At 70.6% G+C, this 20,358-nt stretch carries 22 protein-coding genes and 1 riboswitch; of the genes, 11 read left to right on the top strand and 11 right to left on the bottom strand.

What is annotated here, in order from left to right; translation table 11 throughout:
- Positions 1-11: 11 nt before the first annotated feature.
- The 4 genes from F0U44_RS16445 (at position 12) to F0U44_RS16430 (ending at position 3,043) form a co-directional block, all read left to right on the top strand.
- Positions 12-881 carry a LysR family transcriptional regulator gene (locus F0U44_RS16445; RefSeq protein WP_149729454.1) on the top strand — a complete coding sequence of 290 codons (870 nt, stop codon included), beginning with the start codon at positions 12-14 and terminating at the stop codon, positions 879-881.
- 189 nt (positions 882-1,070) lie between these two features.
- A complete protein-coding gene (locus F0U44_RS16440) occupies positions 1,071-1,289 on the top strand; it encodes a CbtB domain-containing protein (protein WP_149729453.1) in 219 nt (72 codons plus the stop codon).
- A gap of 12 nt (positions 1,290-1,301) precedes the next feature.
- Positions 1,302-2,117 carry a CbtA family protein gene (locus F0U44_RS16435; protein WP_246160563.1) on the top strand — a complete coding sequence of 272 codons (816 nt, stop codon included), beginning with the start codon at positions 1,302-1,304 and terminating at the stop codon, positions 2,115-2,117.
- The gene (locus F0U44_RS16430) at positions 2,114-3,043 is read left to right on the top strand and encodes a cobalamin biosynthesis protein (protein ID WP_149729452.1); all 930 of its coding nucleotides are present in this window, start codon (positions 2,114-2,116) and stop codon (positions 3,041-3,043) included. The genes F0U44_RS16435 and F0U44_RS16430 overlap by 4 nt, the downstream gene beginning before the upstream one ends.
- A gap of 55 nt (positions 3,044-3,098) precedes the next feature.
- Here F0U44_RS16430 and F0U44_RS16425 read toward each other — a convergent pair whose 3' ends face one another.
- Positions 3,099-3,473, bottom strand: a complete 375-nt coding sequence (locus tag F0U44_RS16425; RefSeq protein WP_149729451.1) for a hypothetical protein — start codon at positions 3,471-3,473, stop codon at positions 3,099-3,101.
- A gap of 92 nt (positions 3,474-3,565) precedes the next feature.
- Here F0U44_RS16425 and F0U44_RS16420 point away from each other — a divergent pair, with 92 nt between their 5' ends.
- Positions 3,566-4,003 (top strand): hypothetical protein, encoded by a 438-nt coding sequence (locus F0U44_RS16420; RefSeq protein WP_149729450.1) that lies wholly within the window; start codon positions 3,566-3,568, stop codon positions 4,001-4,003.
- Between the two features lie 7 nt (positions 4,004-4,010).
- Positions 4,011-4,427: a hypothetical protein gene (locus tag F0U44_RS16415; protein WP_149729449.1), complete on the top strand. Its 417-nt coding sequence runs from the start codon at positions 4,011-4,013 to the stop codon at positions 4,425-4,427.
- An 11-nt stretch (positions 4,428-4,438) separates the two neighbouring features.
- Here F0U44_RS16415 and F0U44_RS16410 read toward each other — a convergent pair whose 3' ends face one another.
- Positions 4,439-4,927 (bottom strand): hypothetical protein, encoded by a 489-nt coding sequence (locus F0U44_RS16410; RefSeq protein ID WP_149729448.1) that lies wholly within the window; start codon positions 4,925-4,927, stop codon positions 4,439-4,441.
- A 116-nt stretch (positions 4,928-5,043) separates the two neighbouring features.
- Here F0U44_RS16410 and F0U44_RS23065 point away from each other — a divergent pair, with 116 nt between their 5' ends.
- Positions 5,044-5,193, top strand: coding sequence for a hypothetical protein (locus F0U44_RS23065; RefSeq protein WP_188113523.1), 150 nt, complete (start codon positions 5,044-5,046; stop codon positions 5,191-5,193).
- A gap of 3 nt (positions 5,194-5,196) precedes the next feature.
- Here F0U44_RS23065 and F0U44_RS16405 read toward each other — a convergent pair whose 3' ends face one another.
- Positions 5,197-5,763 carry a hypothetical protein gene (locus F0U44_RS16405; protein WP_149729447.1) on the bottom strand — a complete coding sequence of 189 codons (567 nt, stop codon included), beginning with the start codon at positions 5,761-5,763 and terminating at the stop codon, positions 5,197-5,199.
- A gap of 62 nt (positions 5,764-5,825) precedes the next feature.
- On the opposite strand from F0U44_RS16405, the gene F0U44_RS16400 reads away from it, so the two are divergent.
- Both F0U44_RS16400 and F0U44_RS16395 read left to right on the top strand, forming a co-directional pair.
- Positions 5,826-8,546, top strand: coding sequence for an alpha/beta hydrolase (locus F0U44_RS16400; RefSeq protein ID WP_149729446.1), 2,721 nt, complete (start codon positions 5,826-5,828; stop codon positions 8,544-8,546).
- An 88-nt stretch (positions 8,547-8,634) separates the two neighbouring features.
- On the top strand, positions 8,635-9,306 hold the full coding sequence (locus F0U44_RS16395) for a hypothetical protein (RefSeq protein ID WP_149729445.1): 672 nt from the start codon (positions 8,635-8,637) through the stop codon (positions 9,304-9,306).
- Here the strand turns inward: F0U44_RS16395 and F0U44_RS16390 are convergent.
- The 6 genes from F0U44_RS16390 to cobN are packed head-to-tail and all read right to left on the bottom strand — an operon-like array spanning position 9,292 to position 16,542.
- Complete coding sequence (locus tag F0U44_RS16390; RefSeq protein ID WP_438616495.1) at positions 9,292-9,486, bottom strand: helix-turn-helix domain-containing protein; 195 nt, start codon at positions 9,484-9,486, stop codon at positions 9,292-9,294. The two genes, F0U44_RS16395 and F0U44_RS16390, sit on opposite strands and share 15 nt — an antisense overlap.
- 20 nt (positions 9,487-9,506) lie before the next feature.
- Positions 9,507-10,061 (bottom strand): DUF2975 domain-containing protein, encoded by a 555-nt coding sequence (locus tag F0U44_RS16385; RefSeq protein WP_149729443.1) that lies wholly within the window; start codon positions 10,059-10,061, stop codon positions 9,507-9,509.
- A gap of 25 nt (positions 10,062-10,086) precedes the next feature.
- Positions 10,087-10,827 (bottom strand): cobalt-precorrin-6A reductase, encoded by a 741-nt coding sequence (locus F0U44_RS16380; protein WP_149729442.1) that lies wholly within the window; start codon positions 10,825-10,827, stop codon positions 10,087-10,089.
- Positions 10,824-12,203, bottom strand: a complete 1,380-nt coding sequence (locus F0U44_RS16375; RefSeq protein ID WP_149729441.1) for a cobyric acid synthase — start codon at positions 12,201-12,203, stop codon at positions 10,824-10,826. Before F0U44_RS16375 ends, F0U44_RS16380 begins: the two co-directional genes overlap by 4 nt.
- Complete coding sequence (cobF, locus tag F0U44_RS16370) at positions 12,200-12,961, bottom strand: precorrin-6A synthase (deacetylating) (protein WP_149729440.1); 762 nt, start codon at positions 12,959-12,961, stop codon at positions 12,200-12,202. Before cobF ends, F0U44_RS16375 begins: the two co-directional genes overlap by 4 nt.
- Positions 12,958-16,542, bottom strand: a complete 3,585-nt coding sequence (cobN, locus tag F0U44_RS16365; protein WP_149729439.1) for a cobaltochelatase subunit CobN — start codon at positions 16,540-16,542, stop codon at positions 12,958-12,960. The genes cobF and cobN overlap by 4 nt, the downstream gene beginning before the upstream one ends.
- Before the next feature lie 36 nt (positions 16,543-16,578).
- Positions 16,579-16,714, bottom strand: a riboswitch (cobalamin riboswitch).
- Between cobN and F0U44_RS16360 the strand changes: the two genes are divergently transcribed.
- The gene (locus tag F0U44_RS16360) at positions 16,710-17,096 is read left to right on the top strand and encodes a hypothetical protein (protein WP_149729438.1); all 387 of its coding nucleotides are present in this window, start codon (positions 16,710-16,712) and stop codon (positions 17,094-17,096) included. (Overlaps the previous riboswitch by 5 nt.)
- Here F0U44_RS16360 and F0U44_RS16355 read toward each other — a convergent pair.
- Positions 17,089-18,423: an adenylate/guanylate cyclase domain-containing protein gene (locus F0U44_RS16355; protein ID WP_149729437.1), complete on the bottom strand. Its 1,335-nt coding sequence runs from the start codon at positions 18,421-18,423 to the stop codon at positions 17,089-17,091. The two genes, F0U44_RS16360 and F0U44_RS16355, sit on opposite strands and share 8 nt — an antisense overlap.
- A 2-nt stretch (positions 18,424-18,425) precedes the next feature.
- Complete coding sequence (locus F0U44_RS16350; protein ID WP_149729436.1) at positions 18,426-19,979, bottom strand: AMP-binding protein; 1,554 nt, start codon at positions 19,977-19,979, stop codon at positions 18,426-18,428.
- A gap of 111 nt (positions 19,980-20,090) precedes the next feature.
- Between F0U44_RS16350 and F0U44_RS16345 the strand changes: the two genes are divergently transcribed.
- Entirely contained in the window at positions 20,091-20,348 is a 258-nt protein-coding gene (locus F0U44_RS16345; protein WP_223163724.1) for a superinfection immunity protein, read from the top strand.
- Positions 20,349-20,358: the final 10 nt, after the last annotated feature.

Genomic DNA, 20,358 nt, shown 5'->3' with positions numbered 1-20,358 from the left:
ACCCTCGAAGCATGCTGATCCGCGATCTCGCGTGGCTGCTGACCGTCGCCGAGCACGAGCACGTCACCGAGGCGTCCTACGCCCTCGGCGTCAGCCAGCCGACGCTGTCCCGAGCGTTGGCGCGGATGGAGGACGAGCTCGGTGTCCGCCTGTTCGAGCGGGCGGCGGACGGCGTCCACCCCACGCCGTACGGCGACCTCGTGGTGGGCGCCGCCGCTGACGTCGTCGCTCGCTACGCCCAGCTCGTCGACGAGCTCGCGAGCGCCCTCGACCCGGAGACCGGCGTGGTCCGGCTGGCGTTCCTCGACTCGATCGCCAGCTCGCTGGTCCCTCAGCTGCTCCGCGACTTCCACGAGCGCTATCCGCGCGTCCGGGTGCTCCTCTCCCAGGAGCCGGGGCACGAGATGCTCCGCGACCTGATGTCGGGCGCCGCCGACCTGGCCATCATGTCGGCGCGACCCGAGGGCGCCTTCGGCTGGCATCCGGTCCAGGAGGACACCCTCGTGCTGGTCGTGCCCCCACGGCACCGCTACGCCGGCCGAAAGCGGGTCCGTCTCACTGACCTCGCTGACGAGGAGCTCGTGACCACCCCGCTCGGCTTCGGCTATCGCACCCTGCTCGACGGGCTCCTCCGAGCCGCTGACGTCGCCCCGACGATCTCGTTCGAGAGCCAGGACCTCGCGACCATCGAGGGACTGGTCGCCGCGGGCCTCGGTGTCGCGATCGTCCCGGAGATGTTTGCGGGCGCATCAGGCACCGTCGGCATCCCCATCGCGAGCAGCGCCGCACGTCGCACGATCGGCCTGACGTGGCGCCTCGACCGCGACTTGCCGCCACCCGCGGCGCGTTTCCGCGACTTCGTCGTCGACACGTGGAAGTGAGCATCGGACAGGCTGCCGCCGCGCCCGCGCGATGCCCTAGGCTGCGGCTTGCGGGCACGAGGAAGTCGGTGTGAATCCGGCACAGTCGCGCTACTGAGATGCCACTCCTGGTGGGTGGACGAGTCAGACCCGAGGGTCCGCACAACTCCACCCCAACTGACAGGGACGCAGAATCCCTGAGGAGGAAACATGTCGCAGTCGTCTGCTGCTCCCCTCGCCCCCGCCGTCGAGCTTCCGGCCATCCCGCTGCTCCAGATCGGCACCTGGGTCGTCTTCTACGGCCTGCTCGCGATGCTCGCGATCTTCTTCGTGAGCGCCGACCAGGGCGCGATCTCGCTGCCCGCGGGCAACGCCGTGCACGAGTGGGTGCACGACGCGCGCCACCTGCTCGGTTACCCCTGCCACTGAGCCGGGACCGACATGATCACGCACAACCCTGGGCGTAAGCCTGCCCTGACGCCGGCCGCGTTCCTGATCCGCGGCCTCGTCGCCGGCCTTCTGGCCGGACTCATCGGCTTCGCCGTCGCCTTCGCGTTCGGTGAGCCGCACATCGACGACGCCATCGGTCTCGAGGAGGCCGCTGCCGCCCACCTGACGCACGAGGAGATGCAGGCCGAGGAGGCCGAGGCCGACAAACCCGGCATGGTCGAGATCTCCCGCGACAACCAGAAGAGCTGGGGCCTGCTGACCGGCATGGCCGTCGTCGGTACGGCGCTCGGCGGCCTCGCCGCGCTCGCCTCGGCTTCGGTCATCGGCCGGCTCGGCCGCGTGTCGGCGCGCGGCTCGACGCTGCTCGTCGGCGGCATCGGCTTCGTGTCGGTGGCCCTGGTGCCGTTCCTCAAGTACCCCGCCACGCCCCCCGCGGTCGGCAGCCCCGACACGATCGGCCACCGCACGAGCGACTACTTCGCCCTGCTGCTGGTCTCGGTGCTCGCGGCGATCGCTGCCGTGGTCGTCGCACGGCGGCTCTCCGGCAGGTTCGACGGTGTCAACGCGGCACTGATGGCGGCCGGCGGTTACGTCGTGGTCGTCGTCGTGGCCGGTCTGCTGCTGCCGAGCGTCGATGAGCTCGGCACCTTCCCCGCCGACACGCTCTGGTACTTCCGCCGCGCCTCCCTCCTCACCCTCGCCTCGATCTGGGCGACGATCGCCGTGGCGCTGACCCTGCTGGTCGGCAAGTTGTACGACGACGCGACCGCCGACGCCGAACGGCGAGCGCTGGCCGCGAGCCTGTGACCACAGCGGCCAGCCGGGCAGCCGGATTGCTGCTCGGCTACGCCGCAGACCGCGTCTTCGCCGACCCGCGACGGGGGCACCCCGTCGCGGGTTTCGGCACGGTTGCCGCTGCGCTCGAACGCCGGTGGTGGCGCGACGAGCGAGCAGCCGGGGTGGCCTACACCGCGACGCTGGTCGGCGGTGCCATCGTCCTCGGCGTCACGGCCGAGCGGACTCTCCCCCGGACGATCACGACCGCGATCGCGACCTGGGCAGTCCTCGGTGGCACGTCGTTGGATCGCGAAGGCCGAGCGATCCAGCAGCAGCTCGACGCCGGACACCTCGCGGATGCCCGGGTCCAGCTCACCCACCTGGTGGGCCGCGACACCTCGCGCCTCTCCGAGTCGGAGGTCGTGCGCGCGACGGTCGAGTCGCTCGCCGAGAACACCTCCGACGCCGTCGTCGCACCCCTGGTCTGGGGAGCCGTCGCGGGCGTGCCCGGCCTCCTCGGCTATCGCGCCGCCAACACGCTGGACGCGATGGTGGGGCACCGGTCGGCGCGCTACGAGCGATTCGGCTGGGCGTCCGCGCGGCTCGACGACGTGCTCAACGTGCCCGGATCCCGACTGACCGCCGCATTGGCCGTCGCGCTCGGCGAGGACCGGGCGGGCGCCGTCGGTGCGTGGCGCCGGGACGCAACCGGACACCCCAGCCCCAACGCCGGCCCCGTCGAGGCGGCCTTCGCCGGTGCGCTGGGCATCCGCCTCGGCGGCACCAACACCTACGGAGCCGGCGACGACCAGTGGGTCGAGCACCGCGCCATCCTCGGCGACGGCCGCGCGCCGGTCCGCGGGGACCTCGCCCGCGCCCGCCGGCTCGCCCGCCACGTGGGCATCGCCGCTGCTCTGGTCACCGCCTGCGGCGCACTCGCCCGCCGTCGTACCTGACGTTTCGGTCCCTGATTCACCGAATTCGGGGCCGAAACGTCAGGTGCGATGGCGATCAGAAGCCGAACACGCCGACGAAGCCCGGCAGGTAGCTCCGCAGGTAGATCATCACGGCCACGCCTGAGACGACGACCGCGCCCGTCGCGAGACCGACACCGAGTGGCCGCTCCCGCCAGGCCCACGCGCCGCCGCCCAGCAGGCCGGCGAGCAGCGGCGGCACCGCCATGATCCCGGCGACGTAGTAGCCGAGGCTCGCATACGAATCGGCCCGCTCGCGTGGCGTCATGCCCGAGAGCTCGGTCCAGGTGAGGACGAGGACGACCACGGCGAGGATCAGTTGCGGCACCACGAGCAGAGCGGTCGTGATGAGCAGCCCCCGCGTCGTGCGGGTCTGGTCGGCGCCGGTCGGGTGGTCGGTTGCGATCGTCATGCACCTAGCGTGTTGGTCGCGGACCGATAACGGATGAGTAGCGCTACTCAAACGAGCGCACCCGAATGGATCGGCGCGAGTGATGATCACCCATGGCCGCATTCGCGCTCCGTCGTCGGTCGCCCTGGTTGATCGGCGCGACGATCGTCGTCGCGCTCGTCGTTGTCCTCGGCCTGCGCAGCTGCCAGGGACAGGTCATCGAGGTCGACGGGGTGACGGTCCTCGTGGGCGAGTACGACGGCGGTGCCTCCGACATCAGGGCCGGCGGGGTGCTCGAGGTCGTCGGCGGCTGCCTGGGCGCGGAGGGCCGGGTCTACGTGTTCCCACACGGCACCGAGGTCGTCGATGAGGACCCGTTGACCATCGACATCCCGGAGTGGGGCGAGGTCGCGGTCGGCGAGGAATTCCACGTCGCAATGGGGTCGGCCGAGGGGCGGGAGGCCGACGGAGCGTCGCCCGGCTCGTTCGAGATCGCCGGCGTCGACGTCCCTGCGGACTGCGCTGCCTACGACGTCTTCGTGGCGGGATAGCCAGCGCATGAAGCGCTCAACGCCGACCCTCATTGCCGTCCTCCTCGGTTCGGCAGTCGTTCCCTACCCCGACGGTCCCGCGGCTGCTTCCTGTGCCGGCCCCACCCTCTCGATCGTCCCCGACACAGCGATTCCCCGCGGGACGTCGACCGTCGCGGGCCGTCACTTCAACGATGGGTGCAACGACGTCGGCAGCTGCACCGTCGGCTGCAGTCGGCACTGCGATGAGCCCGAGCCAGTCGAGCCACTCGATGACGTCGAGCTGCGACTGGTCCAACGCGGTCGCACCTGGACGCTCGGAACCGTCGATGCCGACGGTTCCGGCGACGTGTCGTGGACGATCGAGGTCCCGAGCACCGCGCGACCGGGGCCCGCCACGCTCGTCACCGACCAGACACGACCGGTGCGCGTCGTGCTCCGCTGACGCGGACCCGGTCAGTCGCCGGCGATGTATTCGACCATCGTCACGGTCGACACCACCTCGCCGTCGACCCGGGACAGCTGTTGGATCGGCATACCGGGCAGGTCCTTGGCGAACCAGAAGACGTCTTCCTCGTCGCCGTCGCGCACCGTGTAGCGCAGGCAGTCGAGGAGGCCGATCGGGGTGTCGAGCGTCTCGGGCTCGATGGTGGTCGCCTCGGCCGCGAACGACGCGTGCCGCTGCAGCCCGAGCCACGGCATCTCATTGCGGACCGGCTCGCCGATCGGCTCGCCGTCCAAGCTCTCGCGAAAGCGCTCGAGAACCGCCGTCTGTTCCTCGACCTGGACGAACCTGCTGATGAGGAAGTACGGCGCCTCCCCGGCCTCCTCGACGACCCGCCGCAGGGTCTTGCCCACCTTGGTCGCCGCGCGGATCTGGTCGCCGGTGAACGGGGTCGGCGCGTGGCCGGGCTCGAGGACGTGGGGGTCGATCGGCTCCGTCATGGCGGGAGCATCGCAGATCCCGCCGAAAAGAAATTGCGGATGCGGTGTCGAAATCGGTGGTCGCCGTTCGTGGAGGAGATGAAGCACCACCCACCCACCAGCAAGGAGGCAGGACCATGTGGACCACCGACCAGAACAGCCAGCACCTCTCCCACGACCTGCCGTGCTCGGGCTGCGGCCACGCGGTGCACACCTACCTGCCGTGCAGCGACACCTGCGCCTGCCAGGTCACCGCGCTGCCCGGCGGTTTCCCGCTCGCCGCGTGAGGGTCAGCCCAGCTGTGCCGGCATCTGCCCCGTCTCGAGTTCGATCCGACCGGGCAGCTCCAGAAGGTCGGCCCGCTCCTCGTCGGTGAGATCGTCGCCCGTGATCCCGACGAGGAAGCCGTCGCCCTGCGGCAGGGTGCCGTACATGACAACTCGCTCGGCCAGGATCGAGCCCTCCTCCCATTGCCTGACCTCGTCCTGACCCGCACGCAGGCTCCACCGGACCCGCTCGACGCGCAGCTCGGCGGAGTCGACGAAGCCCCGCTTCGTCAGGATCTCCACGCCCTTGTCGGTGGCAGCTCCGACGACCATCTGGTCGGTGTCGGGGTCGTACCAGCTGCCGGAGAACTCCGCGTCCTCAGCATCGACCAGGCCGGCGAGCCGGTGGGACAGGTCGAAGTACTTGTCCGGCGGCGCATTGATCGGATGGGGCCCGGCGGAGTCGATGGTGAGCCGACCACTGGTGCCGTCGGCCTCCGCCGGGGAGTCGTCGGACGTATCGGACCCACAGGCCGTGAACGCGAGCGCGACGACGCACACGAACACCCAGATCGCCGTACGTCTCATCACGGTTTCAAAGATAAAGGCGAAAGTCTGGTCGCAACGGCAACCAAACCCCCCAGAATCGCGTCATGAACGGTGTGCAAGCGCGACGACTCCTCTGGCCCCTGCTCGCCCTCACCGCCTCAGCCGCCACGGCGCTGACGCCGACCCTCACCCCCGCGGCGCACGCCGCAGCCCCGACCAACCTCGGCTCCGCCGTGGACAACACACCCCACGGCTGGCAGGTCGACGACCTCGGCAATGGCCGCTACGCCGTCTCGTGGACCTCGCCCAAGTCTCTCCCTCTCAGCTCCGACCGCCCGACGATCGTCGGCGACGATCTCGCCTTCGGCTCCCCCACGATCGGTGCCGACGGACGGACCGTGACCGCCGTGGTCACCGCCGACCAGGCCCCGACGCCGACCGACCTCGACGTCGTCCTCTCCGGTGACCGCCTCGACGAAGCAGGGTTCGACCCGGGCGTCGGCACGGTCGACGACACCGTGCCGCGGCGCGTGACCACCGAGCTCGACGCCAGCGACCCCGGCAAGCCCGGGCCCTACGCGACCGTCACGAGCGACTACGAGTGGGAGCCGCTCAAGGTCGCCGGCATGAAGGAGCCGATCGAGATGGTCGGCCACGTCGTCGAGCCGGCCGCCGACGCCCCGACCGGCCCGCGGCCGCTCGTGCTGTTCCTCCACGGCCGTCACAGCGTCTGCTACAACCCGGTCGACCCTGACGACTGGGGTGACGACAGCTGGCCGTGCAAGGCACCGCTCGAGGAGATCCCGAGCCAGCTCGGCTACGACTACATCCAGCAGACCCTGGCCTCGCAGGGCTACGCCACGGTCTCGATCCGGGTCAACGGCATCAACGCCCAGGACTGGCAGCTCCCCGACGGCGGCTCCGACGCTCGCGCGGCCGTCGTCCGCGCCCACCTCGACCGGTGGGTCGACCTGGCGGCCGAGCACCAGGTCGACCTCGACCAGGTCATCCTCGTCGGCCACAGCCGTGGTGGCGAAGGGGTCGACCGGGCGTCGATCCAGATCCCGGCGACCGCGCCGTACCGCATCGCCGGCCAGGTCCTCCTCGCGCCGGTCGACTTCGCCTGGCACACGGCGCCCTATGTGCCGACCCTGACCGTCCTGCCCTACTGCGACGGCGACGTCTACGACCTCCAGGGCCAGCGGTTCACTGACGTGGGTCGTGACATCGCCAAGGACGACACGTCCCTCAAGAGCTCCGTGCTGGTGATGGGTGCCAACCACAACTTCTTCAACACCGAGTGGACCCCGAGCACCGCGGCGGCGCCGTCGTGGGACGACTGGGGCGGCGACGCCGACGCCACCTGCGGCCGCAAGCACCCCGACCGCTTGTCCCCGCAGGGTCAGCGCAAGGTCGGCCGGGCCTACGTCGCGGGCGCCGTCCACCTCTTCACGGGCGACGACAGCTACCTGCCGATGTACGACGGCTCCCCCGTCACCGTCGACTCGATCGACGACGCCTACGTGCTGAGCCACGCGGTCAACGGCGGCCGGGACGAGCGCCGTCCGGGTTCGCAGGCCCGCCCCACCATCGCGACCGGCGACGCCGATGCCCGGCTGTGCAACGGCATCGCGTCGTGGTCGGCAGCGTCGTTCGCCATCTGCGGCCGGAACAACCAGAACGTCACGCCGCACTGGCCGATGGACGGTGAGGCCGTCCCGACGCGGAAGTTCCTCGAGTTCTCGTGGCAGTCCGCTGGTGCGACGGGCGGGCTCCGTTTCGACACGCCGCTCGACCTGTCGAGCGACCGGCTCGAGCTGCGGACGATCGCCGACCCCGCCTTCGCGTCCCCCGAGGTGCAGGTCCGGATCACCGACGGGTCCGGCCAGTCGGCGGTGCTCGAGCCGCTCGCCGGCACGCAACCTCAAGCCCTTCCCGAGGTACCGGGCGCAACCAAGCTGTGGGCGACCACCGTGATCGTCGACGCGACCGGCGCCGGCGGCGTCGACCTCACCGACATCACCGCGGTCGACCTGGTCGCCGGCTCCCCCGAGGGCCACGTGTGGATCGCCGACGTGGCAGCGGCACCCGACGTCCTGCCGGCAGCACAGACCCAGCGCCTGCCGCAGCTGCGCGTGAAGAGCGTTCAGGTCGATGAGGGCACGGGCGGCACCAAGGTCGCCCGCATCCCCTTCACCATCACCGGCAAGGTGACCGCGCCTGCACGTTTCTCGGTCTTCACCGCAGGCCAGCAGCGTGGCCAGGTCCAGCGCCTGGTGGTCGACGTCGCACCCGGTCAGAAGTCGGGCACGATCCCGGTCACCTACGAGGCCGACGACCAGTGGGGCTATGACCAGCAGATCCAGGTGGCTCTCTGGCCGATGTCGGGCATCGCGACCGACGACTACCTCGGCGAGCTCTTCGTCGTCGAGGACGACCCGGCGCCTACCTTCGACATCGATGCCCCGGCCAGTGTCCGCGAGGGAGAGACGATCACCATCAAGGTGACGATGAGCAGCCCCATCGCGCTGGACCAGTACCTCTGGGCCCAGACCGTCCGCACCCGCGGCGAGGACCTCCGCGGCACCGACGTCCCCGCCAAGTGGCTGTCGACCCACGGCAACGCCTCTGACGCGAGCCGGCCGCTGTGGAAGCTCTACGTCGGCCTCTACGGCCAGATCCGCGCCGGGCGGACCTCCGCGAAGCTCGAGCTCCCGACGTTCGACGACCAGCGGGCCGAGGGGGCCGAGTACGTCGCCCTCAAGGTGGACCTCGGCAACGGCGAGGCGCAGCGGTTCCGGATCAAGGTCGTCGACAACGACTGACGGGCGCGGTCGTCATTGCCAGCGGGGTCCATGGGCCTCGCTGGCGATGACGACTCCAACAGCGCCGCGCTCCGGCAGAATCCCCGCCGTGGCCCACTCACTCCGCCTGCTCGTGATCGGACTCCTCCTTGCCTGCTCGGCATGCGGGGCGACGAACGATCCGGTAGCAAGCGATCCGTTCCCTTCGGCCACCCTGCCGACGGACCCGCTTGCCACGGAGGGCTCGACCGGGTCGACATCGACGGCCGAGCTCACGGACCAGGTGCTCTTCGACCGCCCCTGGGTCGTCGAGGAGGGCGTGTGGTTCCTGACTGCACGCGGTTACCCGCGGTTCCGCGGCGGTCAGACATCGCGCGTCCTCAACACCACCGAGCCCGGCAGGATCGTCATCAACGCACCGGCGCTGTACGGGAAGTACGCGGTACGGATCGAGACCCACACGGAGCGACCGCCGATCCCTGAGTGGTGCGAGGACGTCGTCGAGGTCTCACTCGAGGTGAGGCGCGCCATTTGGATGGGCAGCTTCGAATCGTTCTCGCGTTCATGGCGGCTGCCTGCCGGCGACTACCGCGTCCGCTACTGCGCGACCGGTCTCGACCTCGCCGCCGCCGAGACCGCCGAGGACGAGTTCGACGGGAACGACTACCGGCTCTACAGCGGGCGGCAGCTCTTCCAGCTCTGGCAGGCGCCGTACGACGAGGAGCGCGACATCCGCATCGGATCGGACTACGTCAGGTCTCAGCTGTCACCCGAGGACTAGCACGTCTCCTGGTTCGCAGGCCAGGGCGTCACAGATCGCGGTCAGCGTCGAGAACCGGATCGCCTTCGCCCGGTTGTTCTTGAGAACGCTGAGGTTGACCACGGTCACTCCGGTGGCGTCAGCCAGCGCTGCGAGCGTCATGCCACGCTCGTCGAGCAGTGCCTCTAGCCGGGTAATCACGCGATGGTCGTCGGCCGGCATCAGACGAGTCCGTCGCTGTCCTGGACCAGACGCAGGCCCTCGCGGAAAGCATGCGCGAAGACCGCCAGCAGCGCGGCGACGAGGAACCAGGGCGCCGCGGGCAGCACAGCTCCCACGAAGTAGTAGGAGTAGTCGTTTCCGCCGCGCCCACGAGGCGCCGCTTTCAGGACCGCGATGTCCGCCCAGGCGGCTATCAGCGCGTGGGCGAGGATGCCGACGGTGATCACGAGCGCAGAAGTCCGGAGTCGCCGCGCAGCCTTGTCGTCGAACACCTGGCCCCTTTGGATGTCGATGACGACGATGAGGAGGAGCCAGGCCACCGCGGCCATGGTCAGGCCCCCGACCACCGTCGGCGCGGCGTCGAGAACCGACAACCCCAGTGAAGGGTGCTCGATCTCGACGCCGCGCGCGCGACTCCGGATCTCGCGGTGCAGGGAGTCGGCGGTGGCGACGTCGATCACCTTGAAGAGGACCGCGAGGACCCCAGACATCCCGCAGACCCCGAGAAGTCCGCGCGCGAAGAAGAAGCCGGGACTGCGTCGATAGGTGCCCACCGCGTCACCATATCGAAGATCGATACTATCGAGTATCGATATGGCCAAGGACCCACGCGACCGCTTCGGCGACCTCGCTCACCGTCTCCACCCCCACCGGTCCGGCAGCCCGGCGCACGATGACGACCGGAACGCCGAGCTCGGCGGCGGCCTCCATCTTGGGCCACGTGTAGCTGCCGCCGGAGTCCTTGGTGACGAGCACGTCGGCTCTGTGGTCACGCATCAGGGCCAGCTCACCGTCGAGCAGGTAGGGGCCGCGGGAGGTCAGCAGAGTCCAGGTGGGCGGGAGGTCCATCTCCGGCCGGTCCACGACCCGGGCGAGCACCGCACGGTCAGCGAGGGGCGCGACGAACCGGCCGAGCTCCTGACGACCCACCGTGACGAACGGCCGCTCCCCCAGGCGAGCCGCAGCAGCGGCCGCCTCCTCGTGGGTGTCGACCCAGGTCCACGACGGCTGCGAGCGGTCCGACCACCCGGGCCGCTCGAGCCGGAGCAACGGCGTGCCCTCGGCCGGGCAGGCCGCGGCGGCGTTGGCGGTCATGCCGGCGGCGAAGGGATGCGTGGCATCGACCACGACGTCGTACTCCCGAAGCGCGGAGCGCAGGCCGTCGACTCCCCCGAACCCACCGATGCGCACCGCTCCCACGGGCAGCCGCGGCTCGGCCACCCGACCGGCGAGCGAGGTCGTCACGGCGAGCCCGTCCTCGACCAGTGCGAGGGCGAGCTCCCGGGCCTCGGACGTGCCGCCGAGGATCAGCACCCTCATCCGGCGAGCTCCAGCAGCGCGTCGACGTCGAGGTGCTCCTCGACCAGGTCGCCGAGCAGGTCCAGCCGCCGCTCACGTGCCTGGGGGAAGGAGACGGTCGAGTCGATGCCCAGCGCTTCGCGCAGGTACGACGACCGCACGTCGTCGTCCTCCAGCGACCCGTGCACCATCGTGCCGGTCACGGTGCCCGCCCGGGACTCGCCCGTCACGCGACCGTGGTGGATCTCGTAGCCCGCCGGTTCGTGCAGCCGCAGGGTCTTCTCGGGTCGGAAGATCGTGGTGAGGTCGAGCAGCCCCAGCCCGGTGACCGCGGCTCCGGCAGGTCCTTCCACGCCGTCGGGATCGGCGATGCTGCGTCCGAGCATCTGGCACCCGCCGCAGATCCCGAGCACGGGGCGTCCCGCTTCGGCGTGGGCGAGGATCGCCCGGTCCAGCCCGCGCAGGCGCAGCCACTCCAGGTCGGCGAGCGTCGAGCGGGTGCCCGGCAGCACGACCAGGTCGGCGTCGGCGAGCCGAGAGGGGTCGGAGACGAACACCACGTCGAGGCCGGGCTCGAGCCCGAGCGCGTCGAGGTCGGTGAAGTTGGAGATCCGCGGCAGCCGGATGACGGCGACCTTGCGCGCTCCGTCGACGGAGCGCCGCCCGTCGAGGTCGAGCGCGTCCTCGGAGTCGAGCCACAGGTCCGGGTGCCAGGGCAGCACGCCGTAGGTGGGACGTCCGGTGCGCGCCTGCAGGTCGAGGAGGCCGGGCTGCAGCAGGTCGACGTCGCCGCGGAACTTGTTGACGACGTAGCCCTTGATGAGTGCCCGGTCGGCCTCGTCGAGGAGCATCACGGAGCCGTAGGCCGACGCGAACCAGCCGCCCCGGTCGATGTCGCCGACCACGATCGTCGGCACCTGGCCGTGCTGGGCCAGACCCATGTTGACGTAGTCGGACGATCGCAGGTTGATCTCGGCCGGGCTGCCCGCGCCCTCGGCGATCACGAGGTCGTAGCGCGAACGCAGGTCGTCGAACGCCTCGAAGGCCGTTGCCGCGAGCCGGGCGCGACCGTCGTGCCAGTTGCGCGCCGACACCTCGCCGTCGGGCTGTCCCATCCGGACCACGTGGCTGCGGCGGTCGCTGCCCGGCTTGAGGAGCACCGGGTTCATCGCCACCTCGGGCGCAGCGCCCGCAGCGAGCGCCTGCACCCACTGGGCGCGCCCGATCTCGCCCGCGGCGCCGTCGGCACCCACAACGACCATCGAGTTGTTCGACATGTTCTGCGCCTTGAAGGGCGCCACCTTGATGCCACGACGGGCCGCGGCACGGCACAGGCCGGTCGCGAGGACGGACTTGCCCGCATCGGACGTCATGCCGGCGACGAGCAGAGCGCTCATCGGCGGAGCAGGTAGATGTCCATGACCCAGCCTGAGGAAGCGCGAAGCCGCTCCCGAGCCGCCTCGATCTCGCCGAGCACGTCGCCGACCCGTCCGGCCACGAGTTCCTCCTCGGGGGTGCCGAGGTTGCCGCCCCACCAGATCCGCCAGTCCTCGAGGCCGGGGAGGTCGACGACCCGGTTGAGCATGACGACGAGGTTGTTCTGACCGGCAGCGACGGCCTCCATGACCGCGCGCGCCGTGGTCACGTGCAGCGGCCGGGCGACGTCGTGCAGCACCACCTGGTGCCGCGCGGCGAGCAGCTGGACCGACGAGATCCCGGGGATCACGTCGACCTCGAGGTCCATCCGCTTCCGCAGCGAGTCGATGACCCGGATGGTCGAGTCGTAGAACGCCGGGTCACCCCACACGAGGAAGCCGGCGTCGCCGGGATGCTCAGCCAACGCGGCGACGTACTTCTCCACCCGCGCGTCGTGCCAGGCCTGGACGGCGGCGCGGTAGTCCTCGTCGGGGCCGGTGAACTCGGCGCGTCGCTCCCGCGGCGCGTCCTGCACCTTCACGACGACGGCGGGCGTGTCGAGATGACGGTCGAGCAGTCGCTCGCGAGCGACGACCAAGGGGTCCGGCATGCCGGACTTCACGGTGCCGGACTTGTCGGTGACGAGGAAGAAGTCGACGGACCGCATGGCCGCCACGGCCTCCAGGGTGACCATGTCGGGATCGCCCGGGCCGACCCCGATGATCCGGATGCGCCTCATCGATCCTCCAGCTCGCCCTCGACCTCCAGGTAGACCGCCTGGAGCGCGGCCATCACGTCCGCGTCCGGCTCGGCCCACAGCCCGCGCGAGGCCGCCTCGTGCAGGCGCTCCACCATCCCACGCAGGGCCCACGGGTTCGAGCGCCGGAGGAACTCCTGGTTGGTCGCGTCGAGGACGTACTCCTTGGCCAACGTCTCGTACATCCAGTCGTGCACGACGCCGGCGGTGGCGTCGAACCCGAAGAGGTAGTCGATCGTCGCGGCCTGCTCAAAGGCCCCCTTGTAGCCGTGCCGCTGCATCGCACCGATCCACCGGGGATTGACGACACGGGCGCGGAACACCCGGTTGGTCTCCTCCTGCAGCGTCCGGGTCCGTACGGCGTCGGGGCTGGTCGAGTCGCCCACGTAGGCCTTCGGGTCCGCGCCGGTCAGCGCACGGACCGTCGCGATCATGCCGCCGTGGTACTGGAAATAGTCGTCGCTGTCGGCGATGTCGTGCTCGCGGGTGTCGATGTTCTTGGCCGCGACCTTGATCTGCTTGTAGCGGGCCCGCATGTCCTCGGCGGCCGGCACCCCGTCGAGGTCCCGGCCGTAGGCGAAGCCGCCCCAGGCCGTGTAAACCTCGGCCAGGTCGGCGTCGTTGCGCCACGATCCCGACTCGACGACCTGGAGGATGCCGGCGCCGTAGGAGCCCGGCTTCGATCCGAACACGCGCGTCGTCGCGCGGCGTTCGTCACCGTGCTCGGCGAGGTCGGCCAGCGTGTGCGCGCGCACGAAGTTCTGGTCGAGCGGCTCGTCGAGAGCAGCCACCATCCGCACCGCGTCGTCGAGCATCGCGACGACGTGCGGGAAGGCGTCGCGGAAGAACCCGGAGATCCGCACGGTCACGTCGATGCGCGGTCGGCCCAGCTCCTCGAGCGGGATGACGGTCAGCTCGTGAACCCGCTTGGACGCCTCGTCCCACACCGGACGCACGCCGAGGAGAGCGAGCACCTCAGCGATGTCGTCACCCGAGGTGCGCATGGCCGACGTACCCCACACCGAGAGGCCGACCGAGGTCGGATAGCTGCCCTCGTCGTCGACGTAGCGCTGCACGAGCGAGTCGGCCATGGCCTGCCCGGTCTCCCAGGCCAGACGCGACGGAACGGCTCGCGGGTCGACGGTGTAGAAGTTGCGACCCGTCGGCAACACGTTGACCAGACCGCGCAACGGCGACCCGGACGGCCCGGACGGCACGTAGCCGCCGGCCAGCGCGTGCAGGAGGTGGTCGAGCTCGTCGGTCGTCCGGCCCAGTCGCGGCACGACCTCGGTCGCTGCGAAGGTCAGCACCTGGCGCACCTCGGCCGACCCGTGCAGGTCCTCGACCCAAGCCGGGTCCCAGGCGGCCTTCTCCATCGCCTCGACCAGCTCGCGCGCCTCCGCCTCGACGCGGTCGACCTCGGCGGTCGCGGCGTCGGGCGCCAGCCCGAGTGCAGCCCGCAACCCCGGCACCGCGTGCGAGCGACCGCCCCAGACCTGCGCGGCGCGCAGGATCGCGAGCACCAGGTTGACCCGCGCGTCCCCCTCCGGCGCCTGGCCGAGCACGTGCAGGCCGTCGCGGATCTGGACGTCCTTGATCTCGCAGAGCCAGCCGTCGACGTGGAGCAGGAAGTCGTCGAACTCCTCGTCGTCGGGCCGCTCCTCCAGCCCGAGGTCGCGGTGCAGCTCGGCGGCGTGCATGAGCTGCCAGATCTCACCGCGGATGGCCGCGAGCTTGCTCGGGTCCATCGCGGAGATCTTGTCGTAGTCCTCCAGCAGGCCCTCGAGCCGGGCGATGTCGCCGTAGGCCTCCGCCCGCGCCATCGGCGGCACCAGGTGGTCGACGATCGTCGCGTGCGCACGGCGCTTGGCCTGGGCGCCCTCACCGGGGTCGTTGACGAGGAACGGATAGATCAGCGGCATGCTGCCGATCGCCGCATCGGTGCCGCAGGAGGCCGACAGCGCGGCGTTCTTGCCCGGCAGCCACTCCATCGAGCCGTGCTTGCCGAGGTGGACGACGGCGTCGGCACCGAAGCCATGCTCGACCCAGCGGTACGCCGCCAGGTAGTGGTGGCTCGGCGCCAGATCGGGGTCGTGGTAGATCGCGACCGGGTTCTCGCCGAAGCCCCGCGGCGGCTGGATGAGGAGCGCCACGTTGCCGGCCTGGATCGTGGCGAGCACGATCTCGTTGCCGTCGTTGACGAAGAGCGAGCCTGGGGACTCTCCCCAGGCCTCGACCATCTCGTCGCGCAGGTCGGCGGGGAGGTCGGCGGTCCACGCGTCGTAGTCGGCCTTGCAGATCCGGACGTGGGCGTCGGTGAGCTGCGCCTGGGTGAGCCACTCCTCGTCCTGGCCGCCGGCCGCGATGAGGGCATGGATGAGCGCGTCGCCCGCCTCGGTGTCGTCGTCCATCGCGAGCACCCGGGTCACCACGTTGTCGGGGTTGTCGACGCCGAGGTCGTAACCGGCGTCACGCAGGCGCCGCAGCAACCGAACGGTGGAGACGGGCGTGTCGAGGCCGACAGCGTTGCCGACCCTCGAGTGCTTGGTGGGATAGGCGCTCAGCATCAGGGCGAGCCGCTTCTCGGCGTTGGGGACCTTCCGCAGCCGGGCGTAGTTGACCGCCAGGCCGGCCACCCGCGCGCAGCGCTCGGCGTCGGCGACGTAGGACGGCAGGCCCGAGGGGTCGAGCTCCTTGAAGGAGAACGGCGCGGTGCTGATCCGACCGTCGAACTCCGGGATCGCGACCTGGTTGGCGTAGTCGAGCGGCGTGACGCCCTCGTCGGACGCCGCCCACTCCTCGCGGCTGCTGGTCAGGCACAACCCCTGCAGCACCGGGATGTCGAGGGCCGCGACGCGCTCCACGTCCCACGTCTCGTCCTCACCCCCGGCGCTCACCGCGGCCGGCGTGCTGCCGCCCGCGGCCAGCACGGTCACCACCAGCGAGTCGAGCTCGCCGAGCAAGTCGAACAGCTCGTCGGGCGCCGCGCGCAGCGAGCCAGCGAAGATCGGCACCGCCACGGCCTGCCCGGTCGCGTCGATCGCGTCGCAGAGCGCGTGCACGAAGTCGGTGTTCCCGCTCGCGTGGTGGGCGCGGTAGAAGAGCACGCCCACCCGCACCGACGCGCTGACCGCCGGACGCTCGACGATCCCCCACGCCGGGATCACCTCGGGCGCCTCGAAACCCTCCCCGGTGAGCAGCACGGTGTCGGACAGGAACCGGTGCAGCTGGTCCAGGTTCCGCGGTCCGCCCTCCGCGAGGTAGCGGTGCGCCTCCGCTGCGAGGCCCACCGGGACCGTCGAGAGCTCCATCAGCTCCGCGCTCGGGGTGAGCTCACCCCCCAGCACCACGAGCGGCCGACCCGTGGCACGCAGCGCGCCCAGCTCGTCGTCGTACTGCTGCGGCGAGCCGAGCAGCCGGATGACGACCAGCTGCGCATCGGAGGCCCGCTCGACCAGGTCGTCGCGGTCGGTGCGCGAAGGATTGGCCCACACGTAGTCGGCGCCGCTGGACCGTGCCGAGAGCAGGTCGGTGTCGGACGTGGAGAAGAGCGCGATGCGCATGGACTGCCCAAGCCTCCTCGGGGTTCTCGCCCCTCATCGGATCGACGCCCCGTGGCCAGTGTCTGGCTGCCCCCGCACCAGCGGGGATCACAGTGGCGGAACCGCCCCGGACTCACACCGGGTTCCTGCTCCACGGGACCTGTGGTGCTGACCCTACGGTGGTCCCCGTGGATGTCGACGCCCAGCCCAACCCGTGGCCCAGCCCTCGACCGTTGGTGCTGCCCGACGGGCTGACCCGCGAACAGCTGCTGGCGGCGGTCGGCGACGCCCGGGACGCGGGTGGCGAGCTCGACCTCGAGGGGCACGGCAGCTCCGGGGTCGCGGTCCTGAGCCTCGCGATCCACCAGCGCCGGTTGGGCCTGGAGATCGCGCACGTCGCCTGCCTCGACGCCCGCGGCGGGGTCGACCCGGTGAGCGGCCAGCCTCTCGTCGTACCTCCGGCACCGAAGGTGCCCACCCAGGTCACGCTCGTCCCCGGCCGTGACGAGGAGTCGATCATCTGGACCGATCAGACCGCCGCCGCCTTCCGCGCCGCCGGCTGGGCGGTCAGCTGACGCGCACGAGCGCCCAGCTGCCCTGCAGGCCCTTGAGCTCGAACTCACCCGCGGGCTCGCACCGGTAGGGCGAGCCGGCCAGCAGGTCGGCCACCGTCCGGGTCACCAGGATCTCCCCGGCTCCAGCCTTTCCGGACACGCGCGCTCCGACGTGCACCGCGATCCCCGCGATGTCGTCGCCGCGCAGCTCGATCTCGCCGATGTGGGCTCCGGCTCGGATCTCGACACCGAGGAGCCGCAGCGAGCGACCGATGCCCAGGGCGGCCGCGACAGCGTCGCTCGGCCGCTCGAAGACCGCGAGGTGGCCGTCGCCCATGGACTTGCACACCCGACCGTTGTGGCGCTGCACCTGGCGCGACACGGTGCTGTCGACCTCGTCGAGGAGCGCCGTCCACTTGAGGTCCGGCGTCGCGGAGAGTCGCTCCGTCGAACCGACGACGTCGGTGAACAGGACCGTCAGCAGCCGCCGTTGGGCGTGGACTGGCTGGTCGCCCCTGATGAACGCCTCGGTCTCGGCGAGCTTCTCGTCGACGTGGTCGCAGAAGAGCAGGTGGTTGTCGGAGTCGTACTCGACCAGACGTGCCCCGGGGATCTCCGCGGCCATGAACCTGGCGCCAGCGAGCGGGGTCCATCGATCCCGGGTGCTGTGCAGGATCAGCGTCGGTGCAGTGATCTCGGGCAGCACCGCGCGGACGTCGGAGGCGAACGCCATCTCCGTGTAGGCCCGCGCGGTCGCGGGGCTCACCCGGCCGGCAGCCGCCATCCACTCCTCGAGCGCGTCGTCGTCGGCCAGGCTCGGCGCGAGCACGTCGAGGATGCGGGCAGGGCCGAGCCCCTGCCCGGGACGGTCGTACTCCTTGGCGAGCTGCTCGATGACCTCGACCCGCACGCCTCCTTCCCAGCCCGGCGCCACGCCCGGGAACGGCGTGGTGGAGGTGAGGACCAACCGGGAGACCCGATCTGGGTGGGTGACGGCCATCTGCAGCACCGCTTGGCTGTCCCACGCGTTCCCACTGACAGCCGGATTGTCGAGATCGAGCTGGTCCATCACCGCCAGCAGGTCACCGACCTGGTCCTCCAGCGTCGGCACCGCACCCGGGGGCAACGGGTCCGAGTAGCCCATCCCCCGTCGGTCGATCAGGATCCGCGTGCAGAACGTCCCGGCCTCGCGCATGAACCTGGCCAACCGTGGTTCGTCGAAGACCGACGATGCCGTGACCGTGCCGCCCACCCATGAGATCAGCGGCGGCCCCTCGCCGAAAACCGCGTAGCCGATGTGGGCACCGCCCCCTCGAGGGGCGTAGCCGATGCGCGGGGCGGCCGGCACGGCTAGTTGACCTGCCGGTCGCGCCCCTCCCAGTAGGGCGCACGTAGCTTGAACTTCTGCAGCTTGCCCGTCGCCGTACGGGCCAGCTCCACCGGGAACTCGACCGACGTCGGCGCTTTGTAGCCCGCCAACCGCTGCTTGCACCACGCGATCAGCTCGGCCTCCATCGCCTCGCCGCCTGCGGTGCCGGGCGTGAGCACGACGAGCGCCTTGATCGTCTCGCCCCACTTCTCGCTCGGCACCCCGATCACCGCGACCTCGGCCACGGCCGGGTGGGAGAAGAGCGCGTCCTCGACCTCGATCGACGAGACGTTCTCGCCGCCCGTGATGATCACGTCCTTCTTGCGGTCAGCGATGGTCAGGTAGCCGTCGTCGCCGAGGTAGCCACCGTCGCCGGTGTGGAACCAGCCGTCCCTGAGCGCTGCCGCGGTCTCCTCGGGCTTCTCCCAGTAGCCCTCGAGCACCACGTTGGAGCGCGCGAGCACCTCGCCCGAGCCCTCTTCGGACTCATCGAGTTTCAGCGTGACGCCGATCGCCGGGGCGCCGGCGCGGGTGAGCTTCTGGGCGCGCTCCTCGGGCTCCAGGTGGTCCCACTCGGCGCGGCGACGGTTGACCGTCAGGACCGGGGAGGTCTCGGTGAGCCCGTAGATCTGGATGAACTCCCAACCGAGCTCCTGCTCGACCCGCGCCACCGTCTTGGTCGGCGGCGGGGCGCCGGCCATCACGATGCGCACCTTGTCGCGACCCGGGATCTCACCCTCCCAGTCGGGCAGTGCGTCGAGTACGGCGGCGGCGACCGCCGGCGCAGCGCACATCATCGTGACGCCATGATCACGGACCCGGCGCAGGATCTCGGCGCCGTCGACCTTGCGCAAGATGATGTGCTGCGCGCCGACACCGGTCATCGCGAAGGGCATGCCCCAACCGTTGGCATGGAACTGCGGCAGCGTGTGGAGGTAGACGTCGCGGTCGCTGATCGTCGTGTGGAGGCCGAACGTCACCGCGTTGGTCCAGATGTTGCGGTGCGTGATCTGGACGCCCTTGGGCCGTGCCGTCGTGCCGGACGTGTAGTTGATCGTGGCGGTCGCACCCTCGTCGTGCTCCCAGGCCCGCGGCTCGGTGCCCGCGTCGGCGTAGAGGTCGGTGTCGGTGCCCAGCACGAACTTGTGCTCGGCGCCCACGCCCATCAGGTCATCCTCCAGCTCCGGGTCGACGTAGAGGACCCGCGCACCCGACTGCTCGACGATGTACTGGATCTCGTCGGGCCGCAGGCGGAAGTTGATCGGCACGAGGATCCGACCCCATCCGGAGACACCGAAGAACGAGGTCAACAGCCGGCTGCTGTTGTGACTCACGATCGCGACGCGATCGCCCGCGGCGATCCCCATCTCGTCGAGCCGGGCGGCCTGGCGCCGAGCGAGGTCCCCGATCTGCCGATAGGTCAGCTCACCCTGGCTCGCGGCGGGCTGCATCGGCTCGTCGATGACACCGACCCGATCGCCGTAGACGGTGACGGCCCGATCGAGGAAGTCACGGACGCTGAACGGTACGAACATCGATCCTCCGGGAGGGATGAGGTGTGACGACGGCAACTGTATTGCGATCGAGGGTTGCGTGTGGGTTGCGGACCGGGGAGGCCGGGCGCGCCCTGTCGCTAGGGTCGGCACATGTACCTGGAGTTCGTGACCGACAAGCAGGACTACGCGCGCCTGGCCCTGGTGTCCTGGGGCGCGACGTTCATGACCTGCGGCTACCTTCTCCCCTGGGCGATCGCGACGACGCGGGGAAAGTCCAACGCGGAGGTCATCGGCGCCATCAACTTTTTCGCCGGCTGGACCGTGATCGGATGGTTCGTCGCACTCGGAATGGCTGTCGGCAGCCACCGAGTCGCAGGCGTTCGGGTCTGGTCGCCACCCGGGACCTGACTTCATAATC

The sequence above is a fragment of the Nocardioides humilatus genome, from assembly GCF_008373755.1.
GTDB classification, from domain to species: Bacteria; Actinomycetota; Actinomycetes; order Propionibacteriales; family Nocardioidaceae; genus Nocardioides; species Nocardioides humilatus.
This window is presented reverse-complemented; position numbering and strand designations above follow the sequence as displayed.